The following is a 19,398-nucleotide window of genomic DNA, read 5'->3' as shown; positions in this document are numbered from 1 at the left end:
ATGCCCGTACCGCCTACTCGGTGCGGGCGCGATGGTGACCGGGGGACCGGGGCCAATGGGGCGGGGAAAGGACAAGCGTGCGGGTCGGGGATGAACGGTGAGAATCCTGCACACCTCCGACTGGCATCTCGGGCGTTCCTTTCACCGGGTGAACCTCCTTACCGCCCAGCGTGAGTTCATCGACCATCTCGTCACCACCGTGCGGGAGCGCGAGGTCGACGCCGTCCTTGTGGCGGGGGACATCTACGACCGCGCGGTGCCGCCGCTCGCCGCCGTCGAGGTGTTCGACGACGCCCTGCACCGTCTCGCGGAGCTCGGTGTGCCCACCGTCATGATCTCCGGCAACCATGACTCCGCCCGTCGGCTCGGCGTCGGCGCCGGGCTGATCGAACGCGCCGGTGTCCATCTGCGCACCGACCCCGCCGACTGCGCCACCCCCGTCGTCCTCGGTGATGACCACGGCGAGGTGGCCTTCTACGGTCTGCCGTATCTGGAACCCCGTCTGGTGCGCGAGACGTTGGACGCCCCGACCGCCGGGCATACGGCGGTGCTGGACGCCGCCATGCGCCGGGTGCGCGCCGATCTCGCCGCCCGGCCGCCCGGCACGCGTTCCGTCGTCCTCGCCCACGCCTTCGTCAGCGGTGGCGCGGTCAGCGACAGCGAGCGCGACATCACCGTCGGCGGTGTCGCCTCCGTCCCCGCCGGGGTCTTCGACGGCGTCGACTATGTGGCGCTCGGACATCTGCACGGCTGCCAGTCCCTCACGGAGCGGATCCGCTACTCGGGTTCACCGCTCGCGTACTCGTTCTCCGAGGCCACGCACCGCAAGTCCATGTGGCTGGTGGAGCTGGGCGCGAGGGGTGCGGGGGGTGAGGCGGCACCGGGGAGTGCCACGCTGTCCGCCGAGCGTGTGGACTGTCCCGTACCCCGGCCGCTCGCCCGGCTCAGAGGCCGTATCGAGGACCTGCTCGCCGACCCCGGCCTCGCCCGGCACGAGGACGCCTGGGTCGAGGCGACCCTCACCGACGGCATCCGTCCACAGGAGCCGATGGCCCGGCTGACACGGCGTTTCCCGCATGTCCTCACCCTCGCGTTCGACCCCGAGCGGCCCCCCGAGGACCCGCTCGCCTCCTACGCCCAGCGGCTGCGCGGCCGCGACGACCAGCAGATCGCCGAGGACTTCGTGGCCCATGTGCGTGGCGGACGCGGCCCGGACGCGGCGGAGCGCACGGTGCTCGGCGACGCGCTCGAAGCCGTGCGGACCGAGGAGAGCGGCGCCGGACGGGAGACCCGGCGCGGCGTCGGCGCCGCGGAGGGGGCGCGATGAGGCTGCACCGGCTCGCCGTCACCGCCTTCGGCCCCTTCGGCGGTACCCAGGAGATCGACTTCGCCGAACTGTCCACCGCCGGGCTCTTCCTGCTCCACGGCCCGACGGGCGCGGGCAAGACCTCGGTGCTCGACGCGGTCTGCTACGCCCTGTACGGGCAGGTGCCCGGGGCCCGGCAGGGCAGCGGCCCATCCCTGCGCAGCGACCACGCCGATCCGTTCACCCCGACCGAGGTCGTCCTCGAACTCACCGTCGGCGAACGGCGCCTGGAGATCACCCGCAGCCCCGAACAGCCCCGCCCGAAGAAGCGGGGTACCGGTACGACGCGCGAGAAGGCGCAGAGCCTGCTGCGTGAATTCGTTCCCGCGACGGGGAAGTGGAAGGCGCTCAGCCGCTCGCACCAGGAGATCGGCGAGGAGATCGGGCAGCTGCTCGGTATGAGCCGGGAGCAGTTCTGCCAGGTGGTGCTGTTGCCGCAGGGGGATTTCGCGCGCTTCCTGCGCGCGGACGAGATGGCGCGCGGCAAGCTGCTGGGCAGACTGTTCGACACCAGTCGCTTCGCCGCCGTCGAGGAACGGCTCGCGGAGTCGCGGCGGGCCGCCGAGAAGCGGGTCATCGGCGGTGATGAACGGCTTCTGGCGCTCGCCCACCGGATGGCCCAGGCGGCGGGCCCGGCCCCGGGTGTCGCGGGGGAACCGCTGCCCGAACTGGCCCCCGGTGAACCGGGGCTGGCCGACGCCGTCCTGGAGTGGGCCGCCGTCGCCCGCACCGGTGCGCGCGAGCGGCGCGACATCGCGCTCGCCGCGGTGCGGGCCGCCGAGGCCGCGCATGACGCCGCCCAGCGCGCGGCCGAGACCGAGCGCGAACGGGCCGCGTCGCAGCACCGCCACGCGGAGGCCCTGCGCCGCGCGGACGACCTCGAACGGCAGCGCGCCGAACGCGACATGGTGCACCAGCGGCTGGAGCGCGCCCGCGCGGCGGACGCGGTCGCCCCGGCCCTCGAACTGCGCGCCACCGCGGAACACGAGAACCGGGCCGCCGCCCACGCCGAGCGCGCCGCCCGCGCCCAACTCGCCGCCGAACCGGGCCTCGACGCCCTGCCCGTCTCACTCCACCGCCCGGCCGAATCCGGCATTCCCGGCCAACGCCCTCCGGACGAGGGCGACCTCCCGGCATCACGGGTGCGTACCTCGGCCGCCCGCGACGATCACGCGGACGCACCCCGACCCCGGGGAACGGCACCGTTCGCGGCACGTGCCGACGGTCAACGGCGCCCCGCGCACGAGGACGCGGCTTCCGCGCCATCGACCGGGCCCGCCGCGGGCGGAAGCGTCGGTGCCCCGGGGGACGGCCCGTCGCCGGATGTCGGCGAGGAAGGTTCCGGTGGTGCCGGGTCGGCGGGCGCGCGGTTCGGTGTGCGGCGGGCGGCCCCGGGGCCGGATGGAGCCGTGCCGGGCTCGGGCGTAGCCCCCCTGGCGGCTGCCGAAGGGGACGGCCCGTCGCCGGACGGCGCCGTGCCGGGCTCCGGCACAACGCCCCCGGCGGCGGCCCATGGTGGCAGTGCGCCCGCCCCGCGGCGGGGTCGGGACGACCTACCGCCGCACGGACCCTCGTCGTCCGCCACGGCCGACGACGACCGCGGCCCCTCCCGCCTCTCCGAGGCGGACGCCGCCTCCTTGGCCCGGGCGGAGCGTTGGTTGCGCGAAGAGCTCGGGTCCCTGGCCGCCGCCCGGCGTGGTGAACGGCGGGCCGAGGCCGTGGCCGATGAGATCGCCGGTCTCGACCGGGAAGCGCGCGCCGACGACGAGGCGTTCGCGGAGGCCGCCCACTGGCTCGCCGGGTGGGAGACGGTCCGCACGGCGCATCAACGACGTATCGAGACCGCCCAGGACGCCGCGACCCGGACCGAACAGCTCGGCGGCCGGATCGAGCCCGCCGAACGGCGGCTCGAGGCCGCCCGGTTGCGTGATCGGCTCACCGGAGAGGCCGCTGAGGCACGGGAGAACCGGCTCCGGTGCCGGGAGAACGCCACCGCCGCCAAGCAGACCTGGCTGGACCTCAAGGAGGGACGACTACGCGGTATCGCGGCCGAACTCGCCGCCGAGCTGCGGACCGGGGAACCCTGCGCGGTGTGCGGATCGGCCGTGCACCCGGACCCGGCGCGCCCCGGGGCCGGGCATGTCGACCGGGCCGCCGAGGAAGCCGCGCTGGAGGAGTACCAGCGGGCAGACGCACACCGGGAGGAGGCCGAGCGCGTCCTGCACGGGTTGCGTGAGACCCTCGCCGGTGCCGAGGCCACCGCGGACGGCGGCGAGACCGGTGAACTCGCCCGTGCCGTGGCCGAGCTGCGGTCCGCGTACGCCGAGGCCCGTGAGGCGGCGGCGGACGCCCACCCCGCCCGCGAGGCCCTGGACCGTGCTGAGCGGGAGTACGAGCGGCGGCTCACCCAGCGGCAGGAGGCCGAACGCCGGGCGTCCGCGCGTACGTCGCACCGCGAGGCGCTGCTCCGCGAACGCACCGCGCTGCTCATCGAGTTGGAACAGACCCGGGCCGGCGCCGCCACCGTGGCGGAGCGCGCCGGGCGGCTGGAGCGGCAGGCCGGGCTGCTGGCGCGCGCCGCGGAGGCGGCGCGCGCGGCCGAGTACGCCGTGCGGCGGCTGAAGGAGGCCGACGCCCGGCTGGCCGACGCCGCGTACCGCGCGGGCTTCGCCACGCCCCAGGCCGCCGCGAGCGCTGTTCTGCCGCCCGAGCGGCAGCGTGAGGCGCGGCTGCGCGTCGAGCGGTGGCAGACGGAGGCCGCGGCCGTCGCGGCGGAACTGGCCGACGAACGGGTGCTCGCCGGTGCGCAGGGGCCGCCCGCCGACCCCGCGGGCGCGCGCGCCGCCGCCGAGGCGGCCACCCGGGCGCTGCGCGACGCCTCGGCCGCGGACGCCGCCGCCCGTGCCCGCTGCGACGACCTGGACGCACTGTCGGAACGGGCGGTCACGGACGCCCGCCGGATCGCCCCGCTGCGCCAGGAGTACGACCGCGTCGCCCGCCTCGCCACGCTCACGGCGGGCACCGCGGCCGACAACGAGCGCAAGATGCGGCTCGAGGCGTATGTGCTCGCCGCCCGGCTGGAACAGGTCGCGGCGGCGGCGAGCGCGCGCCTGGCGCGGATGTCCTCGGGCCGCTACACCCTGGTGCACTCCGACGCCCGCTCCAGCGGCCGCGGCCGCTCCGGCCTCGGGCTGCACGTGATCGACGCCTGGACGGGCCGCGAGCGCGACACCGCCACCCTCTCGGGCGGTGAGACCTTCTTCGCCTCGCTCGCGCTGGCGCTGGGGCTGTCCGACGTCGTCACGGACGAGGCGGGCGGGGTCCGCCTGGACACCCTCTTCATCGACGAGGGGTTCGGCAGCCTGGACGAGCAGACCCTCGACGAGGTGCTGGACGTGCTGGACTCGCTGCGCGAGCGGGACCGTACGGTCGGCATCGTCAGCCACGTCGCGGATCTGCGCCAGCGGATCCCGGCGCAGCTGGAGGTCGTCAAGGGCCGCCGGGGCTCGTCGGTGCGGTACCGCCTGGCGGCGGGTGTCTGAGTGCGACGCGGCGCTCCGCGCGGGCCTGGTGGCCTCGCGAGCGCGCGTCGCGGACCCCGCCCGTCCGTTGGCCCTGTCCCGCGGACAGGACTCCGCGTCCCCCGCCCACGCCCGGCTGCGGCGGACGCCCTCCGCGACGTGCGGGTACCGGTCGCCTCCCACGCATAAGCGGGGTGCAGCGTCGCTCCGTTGGGCGGTGGGGGCCGCCTCGGGCGGCGATGTGCGTCCCCTCAGCCGCCGGTCGACGCGTCGTTCACGGGTCGCCTTCCGTCCGCTCGGGCATCAGGCGTCCGTGGACGACGGGTCCGCCACCGGGGCGGCGTCTCGTCGGTAGGCGTACAGGTCGCCACGGGCGGGGGCGCGGGTGAAGCCCGCTCGGGTGAGGACGCCCTGGGACGGTGCGTTCGCCGGGTCGGTGGTGGCGATCACCGTGTGGACCTCGGGTCGTGCCAGCGCCCAGGCCACCAGTACCCGGACCGCGTCCGTCGCCCAGCCCGCGCCACGGGCCGAGGGGGAGAGGTCGTAGCCGATCTCGACCTCACCGTCCGGGGCGGAGGGCGGGCCGTGGAAGCCGATGCTGCCCAGGGCCGTGCCGTCCGACGACCGCAGGACGGCGAAGATGCCCCAGGGGGAGCCCAGATGGCCCGCGATCATGGCCCGTACGGTCATCGTGGCCGCGCCGACCGAATCCTCGCCCGGCCGACCGTCGATCCACTCAAGGCCCGCGGACTCGCCGTCCGCCACGGCCGCCGCGTCCTCGGGGGTGTGCTCGCGCAGGGTGACCCTCGCGCCCCGCAGAACGAGCCGACCGGCCTCGTACGACGCCTGGTACACCATGCGCTGAACCTCCGGCACCGGATGGCGCGGCGCGGGGCCGCGCGGCGCAGCGTGACTGTACCGGTCAGCGGGTGGCGGCCGCCGTCAGGGCCGTGAACAGGGGCCGCGCATCGGCGTCCCGGGGCAGACCGCTGACCTGTCCGTCCCCGACCTCCACCACACGCCACCGGCCGTCCTCCCGCAGCGCCAGATCCGTGGTGATGAAGCGGCAGCCCAACTCCCTGACCGCCGGTCCCACTTCCGTCAGATCCGGGGCGGGGCGCAGGGCGGGGGAGTCGGGGTGGGGCCCGATATGCACCGGCTCGCCGTCCAGCCACCAGACGCGCGCCTCGCCCACCGGCCGGTAGCGCTCGAAGCGGCGCAGCACCACACCGCCGGTGAGGAAGTCGTCCTGGAGCTCGATGAAACGGGTGGCGACGGCCGTGAGACGGCCGGTGTCGGCGAGGTCGGGGACGTAACAGGCCTCGTCCCACTCGTGTTTGCGGGATTTGACCCAGTCCTTCACCACGGCCGGGCCCGCGCCGCCGAGCCGGGCGGCCAGCCGGGCGAGCCGGGACTCCTCCGGCATCCGACCCGGCGCGGTGGGCAGCCATGCGCTGGCCGGGGTGAGGGGTGCGAAGACCTCGTACCAGCCGGGGAGTTCATGCGCGGTGCGATAGCGCTCGGGCGAGGTGAGCAGGGTGCGGCCGCGCTCGGCGAGGGCGGTGGCCAGCGCGGCGTAGCGGTCGCCGGGCAGCATCCAGCCGCGGTACCAGGCGGACCCGGCCTCCCGGGGCACCCGGGCCACCGCGGCCGCCGTATCCCCGGAGAGCAGGGCCTCGTGGTCGATCAGGGCGACGGTGGCCCCGGCCATGCGCACGGCGCGCGCCTCGTCGGCGAATTCGGGGTCGACGCGGCGCGGCGCGAGCGGATCGCGGGAGAAGAGGAAGGCGGGGCCCATGAAGCGGACCCTAGAAAGGGGGACGACCCCGCCACAAGCGCGTTTCCCGGCCGCTCATGATCGGAGGGACCCGGTCGGGTCACGATCGGCGGGGTCCGGCCGGGCCACCATGGGAGGAGTCCGGCCGAGCCCCACGCCGCCACCCGGCCGGGCCACACGCCACTACCCCGGCCGGGCCCCGCCCTACCCGCGCACGCCGCACCCCGTCCTCACAGCGCCGACAACTCCTCGACCAGATCGTCCAGTCCCAGCGACCCCTGCGACAGCGCCGCCATATGCCACTTCTTGGCGTCGAAGGCGTCGCCATGGGCCTTGCGGGCGGCCTCGCGGCCCGTCAGCCAGGCGCGCTCGCCGAGCTTGTAGCCGATTGCCTGGCCCGGCATGCCGAGGTAGCGGACCAGCTCGCTGTCGAGGAATTCGGCGGGGCGGCCGCAGTGCATCCCGAAGAACTCCCGTGCCAGCTCCGGGGTCCACCGCTCACCGGGGTGGAAGGGGGAGTCGGCGGGGATCTCCATCTCCAGGTGCATCCCGATGTCGACGATCACCCGCAGGGCCCGCATCATCTGCGCGTCCAGATAGCCCAGCCGCCGCTCCGCGTCGGAGAGGAAGCCCAGCTCGTCCATGAGCCGTTCCGCGTACAGCGCCCAGCCCTCGGCGTTGGCGCTGACGATGCCGACGGAGGCCTGGTAGCGGGAGAGCCGGTCGGCGACGTGGGTCCACTGGGCGAGCTGGAGGTGGTGGCCGGGAACGCCCTCGTGGTACCAGGTGGAGACCAGGTCGTAGACCGGGAAGCGGGTCTCGCCCATGGTGGGCAGCCAGGTCCGGCCGGGGCGGGAGAAGTCCACCGAGGGCTGGGTGTAGTACGGCGCCGCGGCGCCGCCGGGCGGGGCGATCATCGACTCGACCCGCTTGACCCGCTCGGCCAGGTCGAAGTGGGTGCCGTCCAGCTTCTCGATGGCCTCGTCCATCAGCTCCTGGAGCCAGACCCGGGTCTCCTCGACGCCCTCGATATGGGTGCCGTGCTCGTCGAGGTGGCGCAGCGCCTCCCACGGGGTGGCGCCGGGGAGGATCTTCCCGGCCTCGGTGCGCATCTCGGCGTGGATGCGGTGGAACTCCGACCAGCCGTAGGCGTACGCCTCGTCCAGGTCGAGATCGGTGCCGTTCCACAGCCGGACCCAGCGGCGGTAGCGCTCGCGCCCGACGACGTCCGGAGCGCCTGCCACGGCCGGCGCGTACTGGTCGCGCAGCCAGTCGCGGAAGGTGGCCAGCGCGCCGGTGGCGGCGGCCGCGGCCTCGTCCAGTTCCTCCCGCAGCCCCTTCGGGCCGCCCGCGGCGAACTCGGCGAACCAGCCGCCGTCGGTGCCGATCCACTCCGCCAGCTGCTCCAGCACGGTGGCCACCTGCCGGGGCCCGGCGGGCAGCTCCCGGCGCAGCCCCTCGGCGAGCGAGGCGCGGTAACCCTCGAGCGCCGCCGGTACGGCGCGCAGCCGGGCCGCGATGGCCGCCCAGTCGTCCTCGGACTCGGCGGGCATCACGGTGAAGATGCCGCGTACCGAGTGCAGCGGGGAGTGCAGATTGCTGACGGCGCGCAGCCCCTCGTGGGCGTGGTGCACGGCGAGCTCGGCGGTCAGCCGCTCCCGCAGCAGCCGGGCGCAGCGCCGCTCGGCGTCACTGTCCCCGCCGGGTCGCGCCTCGGCCTCGGCCAGCCGGTCCAGAGTGGTGCGGGCCAGATCGGCGAGGGCCTCGGCGCCCGCCGGGGAGAAGTCCGGGAGGCCGCGCGAGCTCTCGGGAACGCCCATATAGGTGCCGGTGATCGGGTCGAGGGCGATGAGGGCGTCGACATAGGCGTCGGCGACGTCACGGGGCAGGGCTGCGTTCTTGGTGTCGGACATGCGGCCATCCTCGTACGAGCCGGGTCACGGCGTCAGCAGCATTACCTGTGACATACCTGAACCCGCCGGTCCGGTGGCCGGATGCCCACCCGGACACCCCTAGGCCGTGTCGTTCGGATCTTTCGCGGGTCCGCGACGCCGGCTACGGCACCTCGCGGCGTTGTCGCCAGACCCGAGTACGCCCAGTACGCGGGTCAGGCTCCGCCTTGCGATGCACCGCATCCGACGCCGCGGCCTGATCCGCGAAGATCCAAACGACACGACCTAGCCGAGGGAGGCGCCTTCGTGGGCGGGGGGCAGCATCGGCCCGCACTCCCACTGCTGGAAGATCAGCCGGGTCTCCACCCGGGTCACCTCACGGCGTGAGGTGAACTCGTCCAGCACCAGCCGCTGGAGATCGGCGGTGTCGGCGACCGCGACATGGACGAGGTAGTCGTCGGGCCCGGCGAGGTGGAACAGCGCCCGGGACTCGGGCAGTGCCCGGATCCGTTCGACGAACGGTCCGACCAGCTCGCGGCGGTGCGGCCGCAGCTGTACCGAGAGCAGTGCCTCCAGTCCGCGGCCCAGCTTGGCGGGGTCGAGCCGGAGCTCATGGCCGAGAATGACTCCCGAGCGGCGCAGCCGGGTGACCCGGTCGAGGCAGGTCGAGGGGGCGACGCCCACTTGGGCTGCGAGATCCCGATAGGTGGTCCGGGCGTCGTTCTGCAAGAGCCGCAGAATCTGGAGATCCACCGGATCGAGAGCGACAGTTTCGGCCATCGGCCGAACGTAGCACGAACACCAGTCGGATTGAATCGGCGCTTGTTCACTCTGCTCCCATGGACTTCACGGAGAGCATGCGCAACGGCGGGAGCCACGCACTCGCCACCGAGGCCGTCCACGCCGGTCGCGAGGATCTCGCGGCCCAGGGACTGCACGCCGTGCCACTGGACCTGTCGACCACCTATCCCTCGTACGACAGCCGCCAGGAGGCGGCCCGGATCGACGACTTCGCCACCACCGGCGCCCGGCCGGACGGCCCGCCGGTCTATGCCCGCCTCGACAATCCGACCGTCGGCCGTTTCGAGACCGCCCTCGCCCGGCTGGAGGGCACCGAGAGCGCGGTCGCGTTCGCCAGCGGGATGGCGGCGCTCAGCGCCTGTCTGCTGGTGCGGGTGGCCCAGGGGCTGCGGCATGTGGTCGCGGTCCGTCCGCTGTACGGATGCAGTGACCATCTGCTGGACGCCGGGTTGCTGGGCACCGAGGTGACCTGGGTGGATCCGGCCGGAGTGGCCGACGCCATCCGCCCGGACACCGGTCTGGTGGTGGTCGAGTCCCCGGCCAACCCGACCCTGCGCGAGCTGGATCTGCGGGCCATCGCCCACTCCTGCGGCACGGTGCCGCTGCTCGCCGACAACACCTTCGCCACCCCGGTTCTCCAGCGCCCGGCCGAACAGGGTGCGAGTGCGGTCCTGCACAGCGCGACGAAGTACCTCGGCGGCCACGGTGATGTGCTGGGCGGGGTCGTCGCCTGTGACGAGGCCTTCGCGCGGTCGCTGCGGCAGGTGCGGTTCGCCACCGGCGGAGTGCTCCATCCGCTCGCCGGGTATCTGCTGCTGCGCGGTCTGTCGACCCTGCCGGTGCGGATACGGGCCGCCTCGGCGACCGCCGCGGAGCTGGCCCGGCGGCTGGCCGCCGACCCGCGGGTGGAGCGGGTCCACTATCCGCGGCTGGGCGGCGCGATGGTGGCCTTCGAGACGCACGGCGATCCGCATGAGGTGATCGCCGGGGTCCGGCTGATCACCCCGGCGGTCAGCCTCGGCAGCGTCGACACCCTGATCCAGCACCCCGCCTCCATCAGCCACCGCATCGTGGCCGAGGGCGACCGGCACTCGCATGGCATCAGCGACCGGCTGCTGCGGATGTCGGTCGGCCTGGAGGACGTCGAGGACCTGTGGGGCGATCTGGACCGGGCGCTCAGTGCCCGTGCGGCCGGGCGGGCGCCGGAAGCGGCGCCGGAGTCGGAGCCGGAGCGGGCGCCGGTGCCGGGCTGAGCCGGGCGGTGATCACGAGGGTGCCCTGCTCGATCTGGTAGTCCAGCGGGAGTTCGAGGGCGCGCATGGCGGCCACCATGCCGGTGTTGGCCGACTGGGTCACGGCGTAGACGCTCTCGCAGCCGGTCTCGGTGGCCATCGCCACCAGCCGCCGCAGCAGCTCGCCGCCGACACCGCGCCGCTGCCAGTCGTCCTCGACGATCAGCGCGACCTCGGTCTCGTCCCCGTCCCACAGCAGATGGCCGAGGGCCACCAGCCGTCCGGAGGCGGTATAGGCGGCAAGTGTCCGGCCGAAGCGCGGGCTCAGCAGATGGCCCAAGTAGCGGTCGGCGTCGCCGATCGGCCCGTGGTAGCGCAGACCGAGCGTCGCGGGGGAGCAGCGGCCGTGCATCGCGCGGGCGGCGGGCAGATCGCCGGTGCCCGCGCGGCGCACGGTGATCTCGTTCCCCTCCGGCAGGGTCAGCACATCGCTGCGGTGCGGGACGCGCGGGCCGAGCCGGGCGTCCAGCTCCACCAGGGCGCGGGCCCGGGCGAACTCGGTCGGCGTGAACGGAAGATGGGGCCGCTCGATGGTGATCGCACCCCCGGACGGGTCGCGCAGCCGCATGACGGTCTCCTCCAACACCCCCTCGACCGGCGGGGTGCCGTCCAGACGGCGGCCGGTGAGGGACTTGGCGGGCAGTGAGTGAATGGTGCAGCGGCCCAGCAACTGCCGCAGTGCCAGCGGGAGTTCGGCCCCGTCCAGCGCGGTGCGGGTGGCCAGCGTCAGCACGCGGGTGGGGGCGTCCACCAGATCGTGGGTGTCGGCCCGTTCGAGCCAGCTGTCGCGACCGCCCCCGGCCGCGACCGCCCGGGTCAGCTCGGCCGCAGGGAGCGACTCGGGGGAGCGCAGCAGGAACTCGTCCACCGTGCCGTCGGCCAGCGGATGGGTTTGCAGCGCGAGGATGTCCACCCGGTGCTCGGCCAGCGCCGCGCACAGCGCCGCCAGGGTGCCGGGCTCGTCCCGGACGGTGGTGCGCATCCGCCACAGCGCGGTGGCTTCGGGGCGCTCGGTCTCCGGGGCGCCCGCGGCGGCGGTGTGCGCGCCGCCCGCGGGCGAGGGTGAGCCGTCCGGTGGCGTACGGCCATGGCGTCGTGACCACCAGAGGTGGAAGGCGGTCGTGGCGAGCAGCGCCACCGCGGACGCGATGAGCACCACCGGCCCGTCCGGGCCGTGTACGACCGTGTTGGCCACCGCGTCGGCGACCGCCACCGCCGTGAACAGGGCGGCCAGCTCGACGAGTTCACGCCGCCAGTGGCGGCGGAGGTGCGAGGGGTGCGGGAATTTCGCCGGTGAGGTCATGGAAAACACCTTCGCGCAAGGGTGTTGCCTGATCACGAACACCATGTGTCCGAAGGGTTAAGTAGTGATTTGATGGGAGAGGATATTTTTGTCCGTAATCGAACCATTGAAGATGGAATCTCCCATTCCTAGGCGGCCAGTCGCCGCAGCACCCTGCCGCAGCGGCGTGCGTAGGCGCGCTGGAAGAGGGGCACCAGCGGCCCCGCCATGCGCGTGTACCACGTTGCCGGACGGCTGAACGCCGTGACCGTCAACACCACGGAATCGTCCGATTCCCGTCGCACCACGAACGACTCCTCGCCGCACTCCGGATGGCCCGGCAGCGTGCCGTAGCCGAAGCCGGTGCGGGTCCCGTCCGCGACCGTCCACACCACCTCACACGGTGCGCGCAGCCGCAGCGCTCCGGCGCCCAGCCCCACCACGACCGGCCGTCCCGCGGTGGCGACCGGCTCCCAGGAGCGGATGGAGACCCCGACCGCCCGGTGCATCCGCCAGTCCAGCACCGCCCGTCCGGCCCGCTCGAACACCGCGGGCCCGTGGCCGAGCGCGGTGCTGACCCGCAGGTGGCGGTAGCCGTCCGGCAGCGGCCACCGCCGGGTGGCACCCGCCTCCGGATAGGTGAGGCGGGACGCCGGGGCGGGGCTGCCGGGGCCGCCGGTGGACGTCATATCCGTACCGTACGCCGCGCGGTGGGCACCCACCGCGCGGCGTACCGCCAAGGCGGCTACTGGCCGACCAGACCCGGCCGCAGCACCTTGGTGAACAACACCTTTCCGCCGTCCTCGCAGAGCCGGACGGTCATCTCACCGCTGTCCCCGTCGATGTCCACCTCGCCGTAGAACTGGAAGCCCTCGGCGGGCGACACATTGGCCCGGGTCGGCGCCTTGACGAAGGGCTGCTCGGGCCCGAAGGTGCCGTCGAGCTTCACCGCCGGGAAGGCGCCCGCGTTCAGCGGCCCGGTGACGAACTCCCAGAACGGCGCGAAGTCCTTGAACGCCGCCCGCGAGGGGTCGTAGTGCTGCGCCGAGGTGTAGTGCACATCGGCCGTCAGCCATACCGTGCCGGTGATCTTCCGGTGGTTGATATGCCGCAGCAGCTCGGCCAGCTGGAGTTCACGGCCCAGCGGCGCACCCGGGTCGCCCTGTGCCACTCCCTCGATATCGGTGGTGCCGTCCGGTACCACCAGGCCGAGCGGCATATCGCAGGCGATCACCTTCCACACCGCGCGCGACCGCGACAGCTCCCGCTTGAGCCAGGCCAGTTGCTCCGCGCCCAGGATGCCCTGGGTGTTCTCCGGCTGGCGGCCGGGCGAGTTGGCGTCGCGGTAGGTACGGCAGTCCAGGACGAAGACATCCAGCAGCGGACCGTGCCGCAGCACCCGGTAGACCCGGCCCTGGGCGTCGGGCCGCAGGGTGCCGACCGGGGCGTACTCGGCGAACGCCCGCCGGGCGCGGGCCGCCAGCACATCCACGTTCTTCTCGGTGTACCGGGCGTCGGTCAGGATCTCGCCGGGGTACCAGTTGTTGAGGACCTCGTGGTCGTCCCACTGGGAGATGACCGGCACCTGCGCGTGGAACCGGCGCAGGGCGGTGTCCAGCAGGTTGTAGCGGAAGGCGCCGCGGAACTCGTCGAGGCTCTCGGCCACCTTGGTCTTCTCCGGGGTGACCACGTTCCGCCAGGTGGAACCGTCCGGCAGGGTGACGCTCTCGGTCAGCGGGCCGTCGGCGTAGATGTTGTCACCGCTGCACAGGAAGAAGTCCGGGTCCCGGCGGCGCATCTCCTCGAAGATGCGGAAGCCGCCGTGGTCGGGGTTGATCCCCCAGCCCTGGCCCGCCAGATCGCCGGACCATACGAAGCGCACGCCCTCGCGGCGGCGGGCGGAGACGGTGCGGAACGTGCCGTACACCGGCTCACCGGTGCGGCGGGGGTCGTCCGGGTCGGCCAGCACCACCCGGTAGTGCACCTGGCTGCCGGACGGCAGTCCACGCAGCGCCGTACGGCCGGTGAAGTCGGTGCCGGGGCCCACCACCGGGCCCTGCCAGCGGTGCGGCCGGGTGAAGGACTCGGTCGCGGAGGTCTCGACGATCATCCGGGCCGGGCGGTCGGCGCGTACCCACACCAGCCCGGACGACGTGGTCACATCGCCCACCTGGACGCCCCACCGGGCGTTCGGCCGGCCGGACAGCGCCTGCGCGGGCGCGGCCGGTGCCACGGCGGGAAGGCTGAGCGCGGCCGAGGCGGCCGCCGAACCCCGCAGTACCGCCCGCCGCCCCATCCGCCTGCCGGAATCCCGCGCCATGTGGAACCTCCTGTGTGATCGAAGAACCGCTGTGCCCTGCGTGGCCGATGTGTGGTCGTGCCGCTGTCGTTGCTATCGGTGCGAGATGCCCCGCGCCCGAACGGACAGTGAACAACCGGCCCCCGTACCGGGGGAAGTGGGCGGCGCCGGACGGTCCCCCGCCCGGCGGTCGTCCGCCGGGCGGCGTCGGTCAGCGGCTGCCGTCCAGGATCACGCGGGCCACCAGCGCCGGGTCGTCGCTCATCGGGACATGGCCGCAGCCGGGCAGCCGCACCAGCCGCGCCCCGGGGATCACCCGCTTGGCGCGCACACCCTGCCGGCGCAGCAGCAGCCGGTCGCGGGACCCCCAGCCGATGGTGACCGGCACATCCGGCACATCCTCGGTGAACGGCCCCGCGTCCCCGGCGGCGAGCGTCGCCTCGAAGCCCACCGCCTCGCGCATCGCCCGGGTCTCGGCCACCACCGCCTCGGGTGAACGCCGCCCGGGGCGGGCATAGATGGTGCCGGTGAGCGCCGCCCGCCCGGCCGCGCTGCGGGCCAGCCGCTCCACCATCGGGGGCGGCAGCCGCCGTGCGCCCACTCGCATGGCGTTCAGCACCCCGAAGGCGTAGCGGCGCTCGGCCTCGTTCCAGAACCGGGCCGGGGAGAGCGCGGTGACGGACCGTACGAGCCCGACCCGGCCCAGCTCCAGGGCGAGCAGTCCGCCGAGGGAGTTCCCGGCGACATCGGGGCGGTCGACGTCCAGCGCCTCGAAGAGCGCCCCGAGCACCGGCACCACACCGTCCAGGTGGTACGGGACGCCGTCGGGCAGCGCGGGCGAGGCGCCGAAACCGGGCAGGTCGACGGCGATGACATCGCGCTCCACCGCCAGGATGTCCAGGACCGGTTCCCATGCCTGCCAGTGGTGGCCGATGCCGTGCAGCAGCACCAGCGGGCGCCCCGAGCCGCGCCGCTCGTGGACGATCCGGGCAGTGCGGGGGCCGCCGGGGGTGTCGACGGGGAAGGAGAGGGTCGCGGCCATGGGAGGCTCCTCGGGTCGGCTTGTCATGATCTGCCGGGCAGGCGTATGAGACAGCATGTCAGCAGGAGTTACCGCCGGGTAGACCCGAGCGGGGGCCGGGTCCGGTCCGCCTGGACAACCCGCCCGGTGTCGGGTGGGATGGGGCCGTGGCCCTCGACTCCGCGACCGACGTCTTCGAAGCGCACCGCTCCGTTCTGACGGGAGTGGCCTACCGCATGCTCGGCCGGGTCGCCGACGCCGAGGACGTCGTGCAGGAGACCTGGCTGCGCTGGTCCGGCACCGACCGCGAGCAGGTGCGCGAGCCGCGCGCCTTCCTGGTGCGGATCACCACCCGGCTCGCCATCGACCGGCTGCGCCAGATCACCTCCCGCCGGGAGTCCTACGTCGGGCCGTGGCTGCCCGAGCCGATCGCCACCGACCTCGGCCACACCGTCCCGGACGCCGCCGAGCGCGCCCTGCTCTCCGAGACGGTCTCCCTCGCGGTGCTGGTCGTCCTGGAGTCGCTGTCGCCCCTGGAGCGCGCGGTGTTCGTGCTGCGCGAGGCGTTCGGCTTTCCGTACGGCGAGATCGCCGAGACGCTGGACCGCAGCGAGGCGGCGGTGCGGCAGCTCTCCGGCCGGGCCCGGCGCCATGTGGAGGAGCGCAAACCGCGTTTCGAGGTGGACCAGCGGCAGCGGCGGGAGCTGACCGAGAAGTTCCTCGCCGCCTCCACCGGCGGCGACATCGAGCAGCTTCTCGCGCTGCTCGCCCCCGACGCCCGGCTGGTCGGCGACAGCGGCGGCAAGGCCAAGGCGCCGCTGCGGGTGCTGGAGACGGCGGACAAGGTCGGGCGCTTCCTGATCGCCGTGGCCCAGCAGCCGATCGAGGAACCGGAGTTGGTCATCACGGAGATCAACGGCGGGCCGGCGGTAATGCTGTACTCGCGCGGTGTACCGGACGCGGTGATGAGCCTCGATGTGGCGGACGGCCGGATCCAGTCGGTCTACATCGTGCGCAACCCCGACAAACTGGCCTCGTTCGCCCGCTGAGCCCCCGCCGGGCCGGGTCGCCCGACGGGAGCGGGTCCACCTCGCGGAAGCGCGGACTCAACTCGCGGGGCGCCGCGGGCTCACAGCCCGCCCGCGACCCGCAGCACCGCGCCGGTGGTGTACGACGCCTCCGGCGACAGCAGCCACGCCACCGCCCCCGCGATCTCCTGCGGCTCACCCGGCCGCCCCATCGGCACCCGGCCCGCGACCTTCCACGGCCGCTCCGGGTCGCCCATCCGCGCATGGATATCGGTCACCGTCATCCCGGGCTGGACCGAGTTGACCCGGATGCCCTCCTCGGCCAGCTCCTTGGACAGCCCCACGGTCATGGTGTCCACCGCCGCCTTGCTGGCCGCGTAGTGGACGTACTCCCCGGGGCTGCCGGTGGTCGCCGCGCCCGAGGAGATATTGACGATGGCGCCGCCCCGGCCGCCGTGGCGCGTGGACATCTCGCGCGCCGCTCGCCGTGCGCACAGCATCGCGCCGGTCAGATTGACCTCCACCACCCGGCGCATCACCTCGGGCGGGGTCTCGGTGAACCGGCCGAGACGTCCGGTGATCGCCGCGTTGTTGACCAGCCCGGTGATCGGGCCCAGCTCCGCCCGGGCGGTGTCGAACAGCGCCTCGACCTGGCCCTCGACACTGGTGTCCAGCTGGACGACGACCGCGGCGACGCCCTCGGCGCGCACCGCCGCCGCACTGCGCTCGGCCGCGTCCCGCGCGCGCTCGTAGCCGATGGCGATGTGGTGCCCGGCGCGGGCGAGCCGTACGGCCACCGCCGCCCCGATCCCGCGACTCCCGCCGGTGACCACCGTGACCTGGTCCATCGTTCCGCTCCCGCCCCGCTCCGGCCCTCAGAACTAGTGATCACCGACCCTAGCCGACCGCGGATTGGTCTTGACCAAGTACCCACACCGCCTTATGGTCGCATTGATACTGCAACAACCTTTAATAAAGAAGTACGCATAACCGGTGCCGCGTCACCGGTGCGGGAACAGGGGGACAGGGTGGGGACCACGGAGCTGGAATCGGTGCCGGAGCCCAAGTACTGGCACCTGAAGACCGTGCTCAGCGACGCGCTCGACACCGAGTTCGCCGTCGGGGAGATCCTGCCGAACGAGCGTGAGCTCGCGGCCCGCTTCGGGGTCGCCCGCGCCACCCTCCGGCAGGCCCTGGAACAGCTCGAGCTGGAAGGCAGGCTCCAGCGCCGCCGCGGTGTCGGCACCACTGTCGCCCCGCCCCGCGTCGGTGTGGCCGTCGGCGACTCCACCCACGGCTGGACCGACGGCGGCGCGGACGCCTGGCAGTCCGTCGACAGTGTCGAGGTGGTGCCCCCGGCCGCCGTCGCCCGGCTGCTCGACACCGACCCCGACACCCCCGTGCACCGGGTCCGGCGCACCCGGATCAGCCAGGGCCTGCCGCTCGCCGCCGAACTGCTCTACATCCCGGCCGAGTCGGTGCCCGGCCTCGCCGCCATCGACACCACCGGCGGGCTGGCCCGCGCCCGCGCCGTCCTGCGCGAGCTGCGCCGGTTGGAGCTGGAGGGCCGTGAGCGCTCCGTCGAGCTCGGCTCGGCCCGCGCGGACGACGCCAAGGAGCTGGACCGGCTGCCCGGCGCCCCGGTGCTCGTCGTCACCACCCGCTATGCCGCGGCCGGGCGCACCGCCGCCGTCGCCGTGGCCACCTACCGGGCCGATGCCTGCCGGCTCACCTTCGGCGATCCGCAGGACTCCGAGGAGCTGCTGGCGGGTTGAGCGTTCGCCCGTCCACCGCCGGTCAGCGGCCCGCACGCCGGGCCGTGACCGTGCCCTCCACCGCGAACAGCTCCGCCTCCACATGGTCCAGAGCCAGCCGCAGCGCGCCCATGCTCACCGCCGCCTCACCCAGCAGCGACAGCGCCACCTGCGGCGGCCGCAGACAGTAGCGGGCCAGCTCGTCGCGCAGCGGATCCAGCATCCCGTCGAGCCCCGCGGCCCAGCCGCCCACCACCACGACCTCGGGATCCAGCGCCAGCACCAGCGCCGCCACATCGTGCACCAGCCGCCGTACGAACCGCTCCACGGCGGCCCGCGCCCGGACGTCCCCCTCCCGGGCCAGTGCGAAGACCCGGGCCACCTGCTCCTCGTCCAGCGGGCTCAGCGGCTCCCCGGTGGTGGACAGCACCTCCTCCGGGGTCGCCTCCCGGCCCAGCAGATGCAGTGCCCCGATCTCCCCGGCCGCGCCGCCGAACCCCCGGTGCAGCCGCCCCCCGATCAGCGAACCCGCGCCCGGACTCAGCCCGGCCAGCACGAACACCACATCGTCCGAGCCCAGCGCCGCGCCCTTCCAATGCTCGGCCACCGCAGCCGTGTTGGCGTCGTTCTCGACCAGCACCGGACAGCGGAACGACCGCCGCAGCCGCTCGCCGAGCCGTAGCCCGGTCCACCCCGGCAGGGCGGTGCACAGATGCACCGAGCCGTCGTCCTCCACCACCCCCGGGCTGCCCACCCCGACCGCGCGCAGCGAGTGGCGGGCCACCCCGGCCGCGCGCAGCAGATCCGCGACGGCGCCGCGCACCCGCTCCAGCCGCTCCTCCGCCGACGCCCTTTCGGACACCTCGCGCACCGTGGAGCCCAGCGCCCGGCCGTCGAGGTCGGACAGCAGCGCGGCGACCCGGTGCGCCCCTATCTCGATGCCCAGCAGATGTCCGGCCTCGGCCCGGAAGCGGAACCGGCGCGCGGGACGGCCCTGGCGGCGTACCCCGCCCTCCTCGGCGGGTACGTCCACCGCCAGCCCGCTGCCGATCAGTCCGTCGATCACACCCTCGACGGTGGGCCGGGAGAGCCCGGTGACCCGGGTCAGATCGGTGAGGGTCGCGGCCCCGGGGCTACGGGAGGCGCTCCCCGACCCGGTCGCTGTCGCCGCGCGCAGCGCGTGCAGCACGACGGCGGAGTTGATGCGCCGCAGCAGAGACGGATCCCCGCCGGTGAGCCGCCCCACGTCGTCGGCCTCCCTCGCTGTCCGTGTCTGGCGGATCGTATCCGCTGGGGGCGCACCCGGCGAGTGGCCCCCGGCACGGCGCCGGGCGGGCCCGATCCGCTCCGCGGCCGACCGTCAGG

15 protein-coding genes are annotated in these 19,398 nt (G+C 74.2%); 5 read left to right on the top strand and 10 right to left on the bottom strand.

The window, feature by feature from the left end; genetic code table 11:
- Window positions 1-97 precede the first annotated feature (97 nt).
- Window positions 98-1,327 carry an exonuclease SbcCD subunit D gene (locus AB0C66_RS26565; protein WP_362443557.1) on the top strand — a complete coding sequence of 410 codons (1,230 nt, stop codon included), beginning with the start codon at window positions 98-100 and terminating at the stop codon, window positions 1,325-1,327.
- A complete protein-coding gene (locus AB0C66_RS26560) occupies window positions 1,324-4,908 on the top strand; it encodes an AAA family ATPase (protein WP_362443555.1) in 3,585 nt (1,194 codons plus the stop codon). Before AB0C66_RS26565 ends, AB0C66_RS26560 begins: the two co-directional genes overlap by 4 nt.
- 282 nt (window positions 4,909-5,190) lie before the next feature.
- Here the strand turns inward: AB0C66_RS26560 and AB0C66_RS26555 are convergent, their stop codons facing one another.
- The 4 genes from AB0C66_RS26555 to AB0C66_RS26540 all read right to left on the bottom strand — a co-directional run bounded on the left by AB0C66_RS26555 (window position 5,191) and on the right by AB0C66_RS26540 (window position 9,336).
- Window positions 5,191-5,745 carry a GNAT family N-acetyltransferase gene (locus AB0C66_RS26555; protein WP_362443553.1) on the bottom strand — a complete coding sequence of 185 codons (555 nt, stop codon included), beginning with the start codon at window positions 5,743-5,745 and terminating at the stop codon, window positions 5,191-5,193.
- Between the two features lie 64 nt (window positions 5,746-5,809).
- Window positions 5,810-6,685 carry an ATP-grasp domain-containing protein gene (locus AB0C66_RS26550; protein WP_362443550.1) on the bottom strand — a complete coding sequence of 292 codons (876 nt, stop codon included), beginning with the start codon at window positions 6,683-6,685 and terminating at the stop codon, window positions 5,810-5,812.
- A 209-nt stretch (window positions 6,686-6,894) separates the two neighbouring features.
- On the bottom strand, window positions 6,895-8,577 hold the full coding sequence (locus AB0C66_RS26545) for a DUF885 domain-containing protein (RefSeq protein WP_362443547.1): 1,683 nt from the start codon (window positions 8,575-8,577) through the stop codon (window positions 6,895-6,897).
- A 264-nt stretch (window positions 8,578-8,841) separates the two neighbouring features.
- Window positions 8,842-9,336, bottom strand: coding sequence for an Lrp/AsnC family transcriptional regulator (locus tag AB0C66_RS26540; RefSeq protein WP_362443544.1), 495 nt, complete (start codon window positions 9,334-9,336; stop codon window positions 8,842-8,844).
- A gap of 59 nt (window positions 9,337-9,395) precedes the next feature.
- Between AB0C66_RS26540 and AB0C66_RS26535 the strand changes: the two genes are divergently transcribed.
- Complete coding sequence (locus AB0C66_RS26535; RefSeq protein WP_362443541.1) at window positions 9,396-10,610, top strand: PLP-dependent transferase; 1,215 nt, start codon at window positions 9,396-9,398, stop codon at window positions 10,608-10,610.
- Here AB0C66_RS26535 and AB0C66_RS26530 read toward each other — a convergent pair.
- From AB0C66_RS26530 to AB0C66_RS26515, 4 genes are all read right to left on the bottom strand, one after another.
- Window positions 10,534-11,952 (bottom strand): GNAT family N-acetyltransferase, encoded by a 1,419-nt coding sequence (locus tag AB0C66_RS26530; RefSeq protein WP_362443539.1) that lies wholly within the window; start codon window positions 11,950-11,952, stop codon window positions 10,534-10,536. The genes AB0C66_RS26535 and AB0C66_RS26530 overlap by 77 nt on opposite strands.
- A gap of 128 nt (window positions 11,953-12,080) precedes the next feature.
- Window positions 12,081-12,620 carry a DUF1990 domain-containing protein gene (locus AB0C66_RS26525; protein ID WP_362443537.1) on the bottom strand — a complete coding sequence of 180 codons (540 nt, stop codon included), beginning with the start codon at window positions 12,618-12,620 and terminating at the stop codon, window positions 12,081-12,083.
- Between the two features lie 56 nt (window positions 12,621-12,676).
- The gene (locus tag AB0C66_RS26520; protein ID WP_362443534.1) at window positions 12,677-14,251 is read right to left on the bottom strand and encodes an alkaline phosphatase D family protein; all 1,575 of its coding nucleotides are present in this window, start codon (window positions 14,249-14,251) and stop codon (window positions 12,677-12,679) included.
- 190 nt (window positions 14,252-14,441) lie between these two features.
- On the bottom strand, window positions 14,442-15,272 hold the full coding sequence (locus AB0C66_RS26515) for an alpha/beta fold hydrolase (protein WP_362443532.1): 831 nt from the start codon (window positions 15,270-15,272) through the stop codon (window positions 14,442-14,444).
- A gap of 146 nt (window positions 15,273-15,418) precedes the next feature.
- On the opposite strand from AB0C66_RS26515, the gene AB0C66_RS26510 reads away from it, so the two are divergent.
- A complete protein-coding gene (locus AB0C66_RS26510; protein ID WP_362443529.1) occupies window positions 15,419-16,300 on the top strand; it encodes an RNA polymerase sigma-70 factor in 882 nt (293 codons plus the stop codon).
- Between the two features lie 80 nt (window positions 16,301-16,380).
- Here the strand turns inward: AB0C66_RS26510 and AB0C66_RS26505 are convergent, their stop codons facing one another.
- Window positions 16,381-17,127, bottom strand: a complete 747-nt coding sequence (locus tag AB0C66_RS26505; RefSeq protein ID WP_362443526.1) for an SDR family oxidoreductase — start codon at window positions 17,125-17,127, stop codon at window positions 16,381-16,383.
- Window positions 17,128-17,307: 180 nt separating this feature from the next.
- On the opposite strand from AB0C66_RS26505, the gene AB0C66_RS26500 reads away from it, so the two are divergent.
- Window positions 17,308-18,054: a GntR family transcriptional regulator gene (locus AB0C66_RS26500; protein WP_362443523.1), complete on the top strand. Its 747-nt coding sequence runs from the start codon at window positions 17,308-17,310 to the stop codon at window positions 18,052-18,054.
- Window positions 18,055-18,076: 22 nt separating this feature from the next.
- Here AB0C66_RS26500 and AB0C66_RS26495 read toward each other — a convergent pair whose 3' ends face one another.
- On the bottom strand, window positions 18,077-19,279 hold the full coding sequence (locus tag AB0C66_RS26495; protein WP_362443520.1) for an ROK family protein: 1,203 nt from the start codon (window positions 19,277-19,279) through the stop codon (window positions 18,077-18,079).
- Between the last annotated feature and the right edge of the window lie 119 nt (window positions 19,280-19,398).

It is taken from the genome of Streptomyces sp. NPDC048636, assembly GCF_040650655.1.
In the GTDB taxonomy this organism is placed as follows: domain Bacteria; phylum Actinomycetota; class Actinomycetes; order Streptomycetales; family Streptomycetaceae; genus Streptomyces.
The sequence above is the reverse complement of the archived record's forward strand: the minus strand, read 5'-3'. Positions and strand labels throughout refer to the sequence as shown.